The sequence below is a fragment of the Streptomyces sp. NPDC058773 genome (assembly GCF_042746015.1).
Lineage (GTDB): Bacteria > Actinomycetota > Actinomycetes > Streptomycetales > Streptomycetaceae > Streptomyces.
Genome location: NZ_JBHYPE010000046.1, coordinates 41,942 through 54,562, shown reverse-complemented (window position 1 = coordinate 54,562; position 12,621 = coordinate 41,942). Strand labels below are relative to the sequence as shown.

The 12,621-nt window shown below is 69.9% G+C and carries 12 protein-coding genes; 2 read left to right on the top strand and 10 right to left on the bottom strand.

The features are described from left to right. Positions 1–96 precede the first annotated feature (96 nt). From ACFW5B_RS29265 to ACFW5B_RS29245, 5 genes are all read right to left on the bottom strand, one after another. Positions 97–786 (bottom strand): cyclodeaminase/cyclohydrolase family protein, encoded by a 690-nt coding sequence (locus tag ACFW5B_RS29265; RefSeq protein WP_386445949.1) that lies wholly within the window; start codon positions 784–786, stop codon positions 97–99. Beyond that, a complete protein-coding gene (gene purU, locus ACFW5B_RS29260; RefSeq protein WP_386445946.1) occupies positions 783–1,655 on the bottom strand; it encodes a formyltetrahydrofolate deformylase in 873 nt (290 codons plus the stop codon). Before purU ends, ACFW5B_RS29265 begins: the two co-directional genes overlap by 4 nt. Further along, positions 1,652–2,611, bottom strand: coding sequence for a bifunctional 5,10-methylenetetrahydrofolate dehydrogenase/5,10-methenyltetrahydrofolate cyclohydrolase (locus tag ACFW5B_RS29255; protein ID WP_386445943.1), 960 nt, complete (start codon positions 2,609–2,611; stop codon positions 1,652–1,654). The genes purU and ACFW5B_RS29255 overlap by 4 nt, the downstream gene beginning before the upstream one ends. A gap of 106 nt (positions 2,612–2,717) precedes the next feature. Beyond that, positions 2,718–3,587 (bottom strand): methylenetetrahydrofolate reductase, encoded by an 870-nt coding sequence (locus ACFW5B_RS29250; protein WP_386445940.1) that lies wholly within the window; start codon positions 3,585–3,587, stop codon positions 2,718–2,720. A gap of 1 nt (position 3,588) precedes the next feature. Then, positions 3,589–4,950 carry an aminomethyl transferase family protein gene (locus tag ACFW5B_RS29245; RefSeq protein ID WP_386445937.1) on the bottom strand — a complete coding sequence of 454 codons (1,362 nt, stop codon included), beginning with the start codon at positions 4,948–4,950 and terminating at the stop codon, positions 3,589–3,591. Between the two features lie 366 nt (positions 4,951–5,316). On the opposite strand from ACFW5B_RS29245, the gene pabB reads away from it, so the two are divergent. Then, positions 5,317–7,128 carry an aminodeoxychorismate synthase component I gene (gene pabB / locus ACFW5B_RS29240; protein ID WP_386445934.1) on the top strand — a complete coding sequence of 604 codons (1,812 nt, stop codon included), beginning with the start codon at positions 5,317–5,319 and terminating at the stop codon, positions 7,126–7,128. 50 nt (positions 7,129–7,178) lie between these two features. On the opposite strand, the gene folP is transcribed toward pabB, so the two are convergent. The 3 genes from folP to ACFW5B_RS29225 are packed head-to-tail and all read right to left on the bottom strand — an operon-like array spanning position 7,179 to position 9,241. After that, a complete protein-coding gene (gene folP, locus ACFW5B_RS29235) occupies positions 7,179–8,069 on the bottom strand; it encodes a dihydropteroate synthase (RefSeq protein WP_386445931.1) in 891 nt (296 codons plus the stop codon). 37 nt (positions 8,070–8,106) lie between these two features. Next, positions 8,107–8,964, bottom strand: a complete 858-nt coding sequence (locus ACFW5B_RS29230; protein WP_386445928.1) for a class III extradiol dioxygenase subunit beta — start codon at positions 8,962–8,964, stop codon at positions 8,107–8,109. Continuing rightward, a complete protein-coding gene (locus ACFW5B_RS29225; RefSeq protein ID WP_386445925.1) occupies positions 8,957–9,241 on the bottom strand; it encodes a protocatechuate 3,4-dioxygenase in 285 nt (94 codons plus the stop codon). The genes ACFW5B_RS29230 and ACFW5B_RS29225 overlap by 8 nt, the downstream gene beginning before the upstream one ends. A 408-nt stretch (positions 9,242–9,649) precedes the next feature. Here ACFW5B_RS29225 and ACFW5B_RS29220 point away from each other — a divergent pair, with 408 nt between their 5' ends. After that, positions 9,650–11,005 carry an aminomethyl transferase family protein gene (locus ACFW5B_RS29220; RefSeq protein WP_386445922.1) on the top strand — a complete coding sequence of 452 codons (1,356 nt, stop codon included), beginning with the start codon at positions 9,650–9,652 and terminating at the stop codon, positions 11,003–11,005. Between the two features lie 154 nt (positions 11,006–11,159). Here ACFW5B_RS29220 and ACFW5B_RS29215 read toward each other — a convergent pair whose 3' ends face one another. Further along, on the bottom strand, positions 11,160–11,618 hold the full coding sequence (locus ACFW5B_RS29215; protein ID WP_386445919.1) for a MaoC family dehydratase: 459 nt from the start codon (positions 11,616–11,618) through the stop codon (positions 11,160–11,162). 1 nt (position 11,619) lies between these two features. Then, complete coding sequence (locus tag ACFW5B_RS29210; RefSeq protein WP_386445916.1) at positions 11,620–12,522, bottom strand: SDR family NAD(P)-dependent oxidoreductase; 903 nt, start codon at positions 12,520–12,522, stop codon at positions 11,620–11,622. Positions 12,523–12,621 lie beyond the last annotated feature (99 nt).

The window sequence follows — 12,621 nt, the reverse complement described above, 5'->3', positions numbered from 1 at the left end:
TTTTTTTGGTGTTGGTGGCGGTGGGGGTGCATGGGGGGGGGGGGGGGGTTGGGGGGGGGGGGGGGGGGGGCGGGGGGCCGGGGCCCGGGCCGACCGTCATGGCGTTGTCCGGGACTTCGGACGTGACGGCGCGGGCTTCACTGCCAGGTCCGAGCGCACTGAGCGCTCCACCTCGGCGGCACGGCGGATGAGTGGCTCGACCTGCTCAAGCACGTCAAGAAGGCCGGAGTGGGTCTTCGCGTCGCGGATGCCACCGAGGTTGATCTCGACATTGAGCCGGGCCGTGGTGGCGGCGGCCCGTGCCGCCTCGCCGGCCGCGGCAACGTCGGTGATGACGTTACGGTTCGCCACCGGCAAGAGGGTCTCGGCAAGCGTCATCAGCGAGTGCGCGACCCGGATCACCTCGGCCGGCGGGCCCGCGGCTGCCGCGAGCGCGGCGGCGATCGCCGCGGACCGTCGTTCCTTGTCCTGTGGCGTGGCACGCGGCAGTCCGTACGCCTGGGTCACCGCGGTGAACGCCGCTGCGTCTTCGGCGGCGAGCCGCAGCGCGGCAGCGCGTTCCGCCTCCGCTCCTTCGATGAGGCGGGCGACGAGTTCTGCTGAATCGGCGTACTTCTCGCCCGTCGTGTACCGGGCGACCATGGTGAGCAGCGCCGCGGCCTGTGCCGCGTGCAGGGCAGCAGTGGCCCCGCCTCCCGGCGCGGGGGTCCGGGAGGCGAGGTCGTCGAGGAACTGCCGGATCGGCTGCCGTGCGAGGTCTCCGGTTTCGGTGTCGTGGGCGGTCATGGGAAGACGACGGCCCGGTTGCCGATGACCGCGATCCGGTTCTCGCTGTGCCAGCGGACGGCGCGTGCCAGTGCTCGGCTCTCCGCCTCGCGGCCGCGGGCAGCGAGCTGGTCGGGGCTGAGCGAGTGGTCGACGCGGAGGTGTTCCTGCTCGATGATCGGCCCCTCGTCCAGGTCGGCAGTGACGTAGTGCGCGGTCGCCCCGATGAACTTGACGCCGCGCGCGTGGGCCTGGTGGTAGGGCTTGGCGCCCTTGAAGCTCGGCAGTATCGAGTGGTGGATGTTGATGGCCCGGCCTTCCAGCTCCCTGCACAGGCCGTCGGAGAGAATCTGCATATAGCGGGCCAGGACGACGAGGTCGACCCGCTCCTCCCGGATCAGGTCCAGTAGGGCGGCCTCGGCCTGCGGTTTGGTGTCCTTGGCCAGGGGGATGTGCCGGAACGGCACGCCGTAGCCGTCGGCGATACGGCCGAGGTCGGGGTGGTTGGACACGACGGCGACGATGTCGAGGTTCAGCTCACCGATGGAGTTGCGGAAGAGCAGGTCGTTGAGGCAGTGGGCGAACCTGCTCACCATGATGACCGTGCGCACACGCCGTGCGGTGTCGGCCAGTTGCCAGGTCATGTCGAACCTGTCGGCGAGAACCCGGACCCCGAGGCCGATCGCGTCGAAGTCCAGCGGCGAGCCGTCGATGTGCGCGAACTCCACCCGCATGAAGAAGGTTTCGCTGGTGGTACTGCCGAACTGCTGGCTCTGCACGATGGTGCACTTCTCCTGCACCAGCAGCTCGGTGACCGCATGGACGATGCCCGGGGCATCCGGGCAGGAGAGCAGCAGGACGCCGTGCTGGGCGCCGGCGGGCGGATTCATGACGCCTCCAGGAGCGAGTCGGTCGGTTCGGGCAGGGCGCGCGCGTCGTCGGGGGCCGGACGGCCGGCGAGGAACCGGGCGGCGTGCACGGTGTTGCGCAGCAGCCACACATCGGTCACGGGGCCCACGCCTCCAGGGACCGGGGTGAGCGCTCTCACCCGCGGTGCGACGGAGGCGTGGTCGACGTCGCCGACCATGTGCACCCGTCCGTCGGCGCCGGTCCGGGGGTTGATCCCGACATCGATCACCACCGCCTTCTCGTTGACGTGCTCCGCCTTGATCAGCCCGGCCTTGCCGGCGGCGACGATCAGAACGTCGGCCGCACGCGTATGACGCCCGATCCCGGTCGTCCGGTCGGCCCACTCGTCGATGGACTCGACGGCGGCCTGCCGCTCGTAGCCCAGGGAAATCGCCGGCTTGCCCACATTGTTGGAGCGGCCGACGACGACGATCAGCGCGCGGTGGTAGAAGTCGGCACGGTCTTCGCCCACCGAGTCCAGCCAGGTGTCGAGCAGATGGAACATCGAGGCTGCGGTGGAGGGGACGAAGCGGGGCACGCCGAGGGCGAGCAGCCCCGCGTTCTCCGGGTGTACGGCCTCGATGTCCTTGCGGGGGTCGATCGCCCGGAACACCGCGGCCTCGTCGATATGTGCCGGGAGGGGGCGCAGGACGAGGATGCCGGACACCGCGGGGTCGCCGTTCAGCCGCTCGACCAGGGCGATCAGGTCGTTCTGGGAAGTGCCGGCGGGCAGTGGATGCGGCTGGTAGGGCACGCCGAGTTCTTCGGCGAGACGGCGCAGCCGGCGTTCGTAGGCCGCTGAGCCGTACTCGTCGCCGACGAGGATCGTGGCCAGACCGATGGTGAGTCCGTCCTCCCGCAGACCGGACACGTCCGCCGACAGGTTCTCTTTGAGCTCGCGGGCGCAGGCACGCCCGTCGATCACCTGGGCACTCATGGGTGGTGCAACTCCTCGGGGTGGAAGCCCATGGGCCGGCCGGTGCGGCGCTGCGGTGACACGGCCGGCCCATGGGACGAGGGGAACGCCGGGCAGCGGCGTGCTGTCAGGAAAGACGGGCGAGCCAGGCCTGGCGCCAGGCTTCGGTGCTGTCCAGGTCGTTGAAGGTGAACACGTGGAAGCCTTGGAGGTTGTTGTCGCCTTGTGCGAACGCCGGTATCAGCTTCTCGATCAGCTTGTTCGGGCTGTAGCCGCCGGGCAGGAAGAAGCGCCAGAACATGTTCTGTTGCTTCTTCAGGAACCGTGCGGACTGTCCGAGCCCGAGACTCGCCGACACCCGGATCAGCTTCTGCCGGCTGATGGCCCCGGGAATACCGACCCGGATCGGCAGTGTGATGCCGCGCGAGTGCACCGAGCGGGCCCATTGGACGGTGGTGTCGGCATCGAAGCAGAGCTGGGTGATGGCCTGGGTGGCATAGGGCGCCTTGTCCTTCAGGGCCTGCTCGATCAGTGCGTCACCGATGAGGCCGTGCCCCTCGGGGTAGCCACCGACACCGACCCACGAGAAGGAATGACCGGCGGCCTGGAATCCCTGGAGCAGACTCAGCGCATCCGGGAAGTCCCCGGCCGGCTCGGCGGCGTCGCCGCCGATGCAGAAGAGACGGTCGATACCGCTGTCGCTCAACTGCTGCACGATGTCCACCAGGTGCGCCTGGTCGCGCACCAGCCGAGCGGCGATATGGGGCGCGACGTGATACCCCTGCTGTGTCAGCGAGGCGGCCAGGGCGATGGTCGGGCCCAGTCCCTTCGCCTCGGTGGTCGTCACCGTGAGCGCCACGTCCGTGGGCACGTGGGCGAGAACCTTCTCCTCGGCGCTCTTGAAGGGCAGGACCTCGTAGGTGGCGGTGCGCAGCGCGTGGGCCAGGCCCGCCTTGGCGTTCCGCGGGAGGGTGCCCTTCTCCGTTGCCAGCGTCATGTCACTTGCCCCGGTAGTTGGTGCGAGCGAACTGGACGAAGGGGGCGGGGGCGACGGTGGCCCGGATCTCCCAGAGCATGTGCTCTTCGACCTGCGGCTTCGTCGAGTTCGGCTGCTCGCCCCAGACGACGGTGACCGCGGTCCCGGGCGTGGCGTGCTCCTTGGCGAGGGTGGCCAGGGAGACCATGGCCCGCTCGTTGGCGAGGTAGCCGCAGTCCAGTGAGATGCCGATCTGCTCGCCGTTCAGCAGGACCTTGTCCTCCTGATGCAGCGCGTAGCGAGCCTTGGGAAGGTCGATGTACTTGGCTCCCGGGCCCTCGCCGAGCAGCGAGCCCATCGCGGCGGTGACGTCGTCGGTGTTCCAGACGAGGGTGACCTTGGTACGCGGCGGATTCCCGGCGAGTTCCTCAAGCGCCGCGCGGCCGATGAAGTCGTGGTCGAACTTGACGTTGCGGTCGTAGCCGATGTCGTAGGGGGTGAGGTAGTAGTCGGCGATGTCGTCCGAGTCCAGGCTGCCGCCGATGGCACCGACGGCGCCGACCGGCAGCCACTCCCGGTACTCCTTGAGCAGCGGGTCGTCTCCGAAGACCGCGGGAATCGGCGCCGGCACCCAGCCCGATTCGAGATTGGCGTTCGAGTACGCCTTCGCTCCCGCGCGGACGAGCCCGTGGTCCTTCCCGGCCTCCAGCAGGGCCTCAAGGACGGCCTCGCCTTCCTCCCAGGGCCCGAACAGCTCGAAGCCCGGTTGGCCGGCCATGCCGTGGCGCAGGCCGCGGACGGTGCGGCCGGCGAGGGAGAAGTCAGCCATGTGGAAGAACTTGGTCTGCGGCAGCGGCTGTCCGGTGGCCTGTTCGAGGACCGCCACGGCGGTCGGGCCCTGGAGTTCGTAGCGGTAGAACTTCGGCGGGCCGGAGGGCCGGACGGCGGAGTTCTCGTCGCGCTCGGCCGTGACCTCGTAGTCCCCGCGCTCGACGTGGAACTGCACCCAGTCGATCACCATCGGGTGCCCGACGAGGTCGAACAGCTCCTCCTCCAGGTGGAACAGGATCGCGTCGCCGATCAGCTGGCCGTCCGGGTTCACTGCCACGAACTGCTTGGCCTTGTTCACCCCGAAACGGGCGAAGCTGTTCACGCCCAGGTCACTGAGCAGCTTCAGCGCACCGGGGCCCTTGAGGAACAGGTCGGTCATGTGGTGCGACTGGTCGAGGAGCGCGCAGGACTCCGCCCAGGCACGCTGTTCGGAGCGCCAGTTGGTGAACTCCGGTGTGACGGGGAAGGTGTGGGCGCGCGCGGCGGTGTGGCGCAGCAACTCGACCGGATTCCCGACGCGGGCGAGGGCCGCCGCCAGACTCTCAGCAGTCATGATGCAGAAGTACCTTTCCTCGGGGTGGTGTGGGTCGGGGCGCACCGCCCGCGAGGCCGCTGTGACAGCGTCGCCGGGCTTGGCTCCGGGCCTACTACGACGCTAGGAACACGGCCTTGATCAGAGATCACCCGGATGACCGGACATGGGCTCGGCGAGCGTCGCGCCCCCAGCAGGACAAGTGACGTAGTCGCGCACCCGGGGGCCCGACCACGACAGATGACTCTGTCCGATGCCGACGGAGGACCGGGGGCCCCTGCGCGATACGCCGATCCGGTGCGGCTGCGGATCAAGCAGCATCGAAGGCGCGGCGACGCCGTATCCGGCCTTGTGAGAAGGCGGATCCCGACGGTGGAAGGCGGCCCGATGCGACACGTCCCCGGCCCGTGGGCCCGGTTCGACGACCTGGTCTCGGGCACCGCCCAGCTCTTCGGACCGGTCGAGCAGGAACTGGTCGCGGTGCGCCCAGGAGAAGTCATCGAGGTGCTCGACGCCGTCGGGCGCCTGGCGGCAGCGGGTCGGTGGGCCTTCGGATTCGTCGCCTACGAGGCCGCGCCGGGCCTGGATGCGGGGCTTGCCGTGCGCGAACCCGTCGAGGGCCTGCCGCTCGCCTGGTTCGGCATCACAAAGGCCCCGCGGAACGTTCCGGCCGTGGGCCACGAGGCCGGGCCGGCTGCCCTGGCCGGACCGTGGCAGCCGGAGTGGGACGAGCCCACGCATGCGCGTGCCGTTCAGGTGGTCAAGGACCGCATCGCGGCGGGCGAGACCTACCAGTGCAACCTGACGACCCGGCTGACCGGCCCCGTACGGGGCGAGCCGGTGCAGCTGTACCGGAGCCTCGCGCTGGGGCAGCGTGGTGCGTACAACGCCTATCTGGACACCGGCCGCTTCGTGGTGGCCGGCGCGAGTCCCGAGCTGTTCTTCGAGACCCGAGGCACCCGGATTCTGATGCGCCCGATGAAGGGAACCGCCGCCCGGGGACGGACCACCGGTGAGGACGCCGACGTCGTGGAACGGCTGCTGTCGAGCCCCAAGGAACGGGCCGAGAACGTCATGATCGTCGACCTCGTCCGGAACGACCTCGCCCGCATCGCCGTGCCGGGCTCGGTGACGGTGCCGTCTCTGGTGCGCGCCGAGCGCTATGAGACCGTCCACCAGCTCACCTCCGACGTCACCGCTGAACTGGGCGCTGACGTCGGGCTGACCGATGTCTTCCGTGCCCTGTTCCCGTGCGGATCGGTCACCGGGGCACCGAAGGCGCGGACCATGGACCTCATCGCCGAGGTCGAGGACGGCCCGCGCGGGGTCTACTGCGGGGCGATCGGCGTCGTCGCACCGCCGGACCGGCCCGGTGCGCGCTTCTCGGCCCGTTTCTCCGTGGCGATCCGCACCTTGCTGCTCGACCGTGGGACCGGCGTCGCTGGTTACGGAACGGGAGGCGGCATCACCTGGGGCTCCGAACCTGCTGCGGAGTACCGCGAACTGTTGGCGAAGGCCCGCGTGCTCGGGGCCCGCCCGGAGGAGTTCCATCTGATCGAGACACTCCGCCACCGGGCCGGCAGCGGGCCACGCTCGTTCGACAGGCATCTCGCCCGCGCCGCGGACTCGGCTGCCTACTTCGGCTTCGCCTTCGACGCGGCGGCGGTGCGCGAAGCAGTGGCCGCACGCCTCGCCGGAGAAGGGGACGCGCGGGTGCGGCTGATGCTGTTCCGCGAGGGCGGTGTGGCCGTCGATGTCGCGGAACTGCCCGCCGCGGACCGCCACCCGGTCCGGCTCGCCCTCGATGCGGAGCCCGTGGACTCGACGCAGTGCTGGCCACACCACAAGACGAGCCGGCGGCAGCCCTACACCTCCCGGCTCGCGCGTCATCCGCAGGCCGACGACGTGCTGCTGGTCAATGAACGGGGTGAGCTCACCGAGGCGTGCACGGCCAGCCTCGCCGTCCGGCTCGACGGCGTCTGGTGGACTCCCCCGCTCGGCGGCGGCTGTCTCCCCGGAGTCGAACGCGGACGGCTGGTCGAGACGGGCTGCCTGCGCGAACGGACTCTCCGTCCGGCCGACTTGTTCCGAGCCGAGGGGATAGCCCTGGTCAGCTCCCTGCGCGGGTGGCGGCCCGCGACGGTCCTGTCCGGCGGCGCCCTGCTCGCCGGTCCACCCGAGCACAGGGGACTCGCATGACGTACGCCCCGGACCGCCGTGCTGGTCACGGACCACGTCGCCACAGCCGGTCAGGCACGTTCGCTGCCGGCCGGCCGGGCCTGACACAGGACGGAGACCACACGGACCGCGTCGGCGGAGGCTGCCACATCATGCACGCGGACCCCCCATGCGCCGGCCCGGGCAGCGACCACGCTCGTGGCGAGCGTCGCGGCGTCCCGGCCCGGCACAGGCCGGCGGGGTCCGTCGCCGTACAGGGCTTCGCTCAGAAAACGCTTCCTGGACGCACCGACGAGCACCGGGAAGCCCAGACGGAGCAGATCGTCGAGGTGGGCGAGCAGGACCCAGTTCTGCGCGCCCCGCTTTGCGAAGCCGAGCCCCGGATCGAGAATCAGCCGGTCCGGGGGAACTCCGGCCTCGACGGCATCGTCCACCCGCAGGAGCAGCTCAGCCGCGACCTCGCGCACGATGTCGTCGTACCCGGCCGTCGCGTACATGTCCCGGCTCGGTCCCCTTGAGTGGTTGAGCACCCACGGCACCCCGGCGGCCGCCACGATCCGGGCCATGGCGGGGTCGGCCAGGCCGCCGCTGACATCGTTGACCAGTACCGCACCCGCGGCCACGGCTGCCTCGGCGACCGCGGCCCGCGTGGTGTCGATGCTGACCGGCACCTTGGCCGCCGCCAGTTCACGCACGACGGGAATCACCCGTCGCAGTTCCTCCGCGGCATCCACGCGGCCGGCTCCCGGGCGAGTGGACTCCCCGCCGACATCGACGTAGTCGGCGCCGGCGTCCCGGAGCGCAAGCCCGTGTGTCACCGCCGCATCCGTCGTGGAGTACAGACCGCCGTCGGAGAACGAATCGGGGGTGACGTTGACGACCCCCATCACTCGGCATCGTTCGGTGGGGACGTGCCCTTCTCCGGCGGTGCCCCGCAGCCGCTCAGGACTTTCCATGGTCATCGGCCGGCTTCCTTCATGCTTGGGGGTGTCGGACCGATCAGGTCGGCCGTGCGGTCCGGTTGTCGAAGAGCGCGAGACCGGCCGCGGTGTTGGATGCGGGCACGTGGTAGGCCGAATGGACCTTGCGGACCTCGGCGTTCAGCGCTCCGCGCATGACCAGCCACATGATGAGCTCGATACCCTCCGAGCCGGCCTGGCGGATGTAGTCCTCCCGGCTCAGCGCGGCCAGCTTCTCCGGGTCCTTCTCGATCGCTTCGAGAAACATGTGGTCGAAGGTGGGGTTGATGAACCCGGCCCGTGCGCCTGCGAGTTGGTGCGACATGCCACCGGTGCCGAGGATGCCGACCGTCCTCGCGCCGCCGTAGCCGGCGATGGCGCGACCGAGGGCCTTGCCGAGCGCGTAGCAGCGCGCCGCGGTCGGCTGCGGGTATCGGATGACGTTGACCATGAGCGGGATGACCGGACACGGCCAGGCGTCGCCGGGCTCCGGCGTCCAGACCGACAGGGGCACCGTGAAGCCGTGGTCGACGTCGAGCTCCGAGAAGACCGTCAGGTCGAAGCCCTCGTCCATCAGCTTCTGCACAAGGTGAAAGGAGAACTCGGGATCTCCGACGACGTCCGGGACCGGGCGGCGGCCGAAGCCCTCGTCGGCCACCCGGTACGTCTCTGCGGTGCCGATGGCGAATGTCGGGACGATGTCGAGGTCGACCGCGTTGGCGTGATCGTTGTAAACGAGGATCGCGACATCCGGTGTGTGCTCCGCTAGCCACTCCCTCGCCGGCTGGTACCCCTCGAACAGCGGCCCCCACACCGGCTCCGCGGTCAGGCCCCGGTCCATCGCCGCACCGATGGACGGCACATGCGACGTCGCCAGACCCCAGATCACCTCAGACATCGGTACGCCCTCCCGCCAGCATCGCGGCCTTGAACTCCGCCTCGGACATCCCGGTGAAGACACCGCCGAGGTACTGCAAGGACAGCCCGTCCATCATGGCGAGCTTGTAGATGTAGAAGATGCTCCCGCCGAGGTCGAGCATGGCCTGCCAGTCACGGCCGAGAGTCGCAGTGGTCTGCTCCGCGGAGAGTCCGAACTTCCGGCAGTACGCGGCTTCGTCTGCGCGGAATTCCCGACGGGCGTTCCCGTGCCGGAGGGACATGAACAGCTTGTTCATGTGGTGCCCTCGGCGGCTCGTCGGACCGTCGAAAACGTACGTCCCCGGCAGGTCCGGCCTGCTCCGGCTCGTCATGTGGTGTACTCCCTGGCTCGGGCCGCGCGACATGCCGCCGGCGGTCTGCTCCGACGGTAGAGCGCTCGTCCCCGCCGTCCATTGCACAGTTGTCGCGACTTCCAGGCGGCGAGCCGGCGAAGGCGGTGCGGGACAAATGACGTACCGCGGCCCGCCTACGTCAAATGACCCGCGGGCACCGGCCGTCCTGACGGTGCCACTTGCGCCATTTCTCGCTGCCGACGCAGCGGATCACTCCCTAGCGTCGAACGACGGAACAACCGCCACTTCAGAACGGGTAGCCCCATGACCGCCAAAAACCTTCAGGACGTGTTGGACCAGGCAGGAAACACCGTGGAACTGCTCCGGAACTCTCGGCTCGGGGCCTACATCTACCCAGTCGTGCCGGCCGAGTTCAGCAACTTCCGCCGGGAGGCGACCGCCTGGCAGGAGACCGCGGTGCTGTTCGACCAGTCGCACCACATGGTCAACCTGTGGGTGTCCGGCCCCGACGCCCTGAAGCTGTTCACCGACACCGGCATCAACAGCACCGCGAAGTTCCCGGTCGACTCGGCCAAGCAGTTCGTCCCGGTCTCCCCCGAGGGCGGGGTGATCGGCGACGGCATCCTGTTCCGGCTCGCCGAGGAGGAGTTCGTCTTCGTCGGGCGGGCTCCCGTCGCCAACTGGCTGACGTTCACCGCGGAGCGGGGCTACCACGTCGACATCCGATACGACGACCGCTCCCCGTCGCGTCCCTACGGCAAGCAGGTCACCCGTGATGTCTGGCGGTTCCAGATTCAGGGGCCGCGCGCCTGGGACGTGATCGAGAAGGTCAACGGCGGCCCTGTCGAGCAGGTCAAGTTCTTCAAGATGGGCTACCTGAACATCGCCGGTGAGCGCATTCGGACTCTGCGCCACGGCATGGCCGGAGCGCCCGGACTGGAGATCTGGGGCCCGTACGGGACGTACGACAAGGTCCGCGACGCCATCCTTGAGGCCGGACGGGAATTCGGGCTGGAGCCGGCCGGATGCCGGGCCTACTCCTGCAACACGTTCGAGTCCGGCTGGATCCCCTCGCCGCTGCCCGCGATCTACACCTCGGAGGAACTGCGTCCGTACCGCCAGTGGCTCGGCGCCGACAGCTACGAGGCGCTCAACGCGCTCGCCGGCAGCTTCGTCTCCGGCAACATCGAGGACTATTACCTCAACCCGTGGGAGCTCGGCTACGGCGGATTCGTCAAGTTCGACCACGACTTCGTGGGCCGCAGCGCGCTCGAGGCCATCGACCCGAGCACCCAGCGCCGCAAGGTCACCCTCGCCTGGAACGCCGACGACGTCGCCAGGCTCCTCGCCTCTCCGGTCGATCCCGAAGGCCCCGGCTATCAGTTCTTCGACCTGCCCAACGCCAACTACGGTTCGTCCAACTTCGACGCGGTGCAGGACGCCGACGGCAATGTCGTCGGTCTGTCGGTGTTCACCGGCTACAGCCCCAACGAGCGCAAGGCGCTGTCACTGGCCACGGTCAACCCCGATGTCCCGCTGGGCGCCGAGGTCAAGGTCATCTGGGGCGAGCCGAACGGCGGCTCGGAGAAGACCACCGTGCAGCCGCACCAGCAGTTCGCGGTCCGCGCCATCGTGAGCCCGGCCCCCTACGCGGCGATGGCCCGCGAGACCTACCAGCAGGGATGGCGCACCGCCGCCTCCGTCTGAGCCGTATCAGCTGCCGCGGTGCCGGTCTCCCCCGTTGGGGGGGCCGGCACCGCTCGTCCCCATGCGGACCGGCTGCCCCTGCGGGTGCGCACGACGGCCGTGCATGCCACGGTGCCGGGACCCCGATGGGGCCCCGGCACGGTTCTGGCAGGTCTCAGACCAGCTGACGGGTCAGGAAGGTGACGACGCAGGCGGGCTTGGCAGCGCCCTCGACCGTGATCGTCATGGTGATGGAGAGCTGAAGGCCGCCCCTGACCTCGCTGACCTCGTCGAGGACAGCGGTGGCACGCACCTTGCCGCCCACGGGGACGGGCGACGGGAAGCGCACCCTTTCGCAGCCGTAGTTCACGACCAGTGCGAAGCCGGTGATCTCCAGGATCTCCGGCAGGAGCCGCGGCACGAGGGAGAGGGTGAGGTAGCCGTGGGCGATCGTCCCGCCGAACGGCCCGTCTTTCGCCCGCTCCGCGTCGACGTGGATCCACTGGTAATCGCCGGTGGCGTCGGCGAACTTGTCGACGGCCTCCTGCGTGATCTCGTAGAGGTCGCTCTGTCCGAGCACCTCACCGATGGGGAGGGCCCGCACGCCCTCGATGCCGTGTGCGACGCATGGCACGTCAGTTACCTCCGAAGTCGAGCGGGGTGGGCAGGTAGTCCTCAAGCTCGCCCTTGAGCGGGCCGGCGAAGGCCTCGGCGACGCCGGCGGATGTCCAGCCACCGCCGTGCAGCCGCTCAGCCACCTCCGCAGGGTGGGTCCACAGGGCGATCCGGTCGCCACCGGCCGCGATGGCCTGGCCGGTGACGTGGGCCGAGTCGGCCGAGGCCAGGTAGACGATCACCGGGGCGACGTCGTCGGGCGTACCGAGACCGAGCCGGCGCACGTGTTCCGGAACGGGTTCGCCACGGTCGGCCTGCTCTACCAGCTCCGCGAGTCCCGGGACCGTGGCCACCATCCGGGTCAGGGCCGTCGGCACGATCGCGTTGACGGTCACGCCGATCTTGGCGTTCTCGACGGCCCAGGTCCGCATCATCGCCACGATCGCGCCCTTGGACGCCGAGTAGGCGGTCTGGCCGAAGCTCGCGCGCTGCCCCGCCGGCGACCCGACGAGGACGAGCCGGCCGCCGTCGCCCTGCTCGCGGAAGCGTGCCACCGCGGCGCGGCCGCAGGTGAAGGTCCCTCGCAGATGGCTGCGGACGACCAGGTCGAAGTCCTCATCCGTGGTGTTGCGCAGCGTTTTGTCCCGCAGCGCACCCGCGTTGGTCACCATCACATCCAGCCGGCCGAACTCGTGCACGGCCCGTGCGACCAACGCTTCCGCCATTTCCGAGCCGCCCACCGCGCCGATTTCGGCGACCGCGGACCCGCCGGCGTCGACGATCGACCGGACCGTCTCCTCGGCAACGTCTCCGTCAAGGTCGTTGACCACGACCGACGCCCCCGCGGCGGCCAGCGCCCGGGCATAGGACCGGCCCAGGCCGCGGCCCGATCCGGTGACCACGGCAACCCTGCCATCCAGCATGTGTCCTCCTCGTGCGCCCCCGACGGGCGCCGTCGGCGTCTCCTGCGCGGCGTCCCCCACGCAGCCGGCGACCGGGGCGTCCACCGCGCGTTGTGCTCG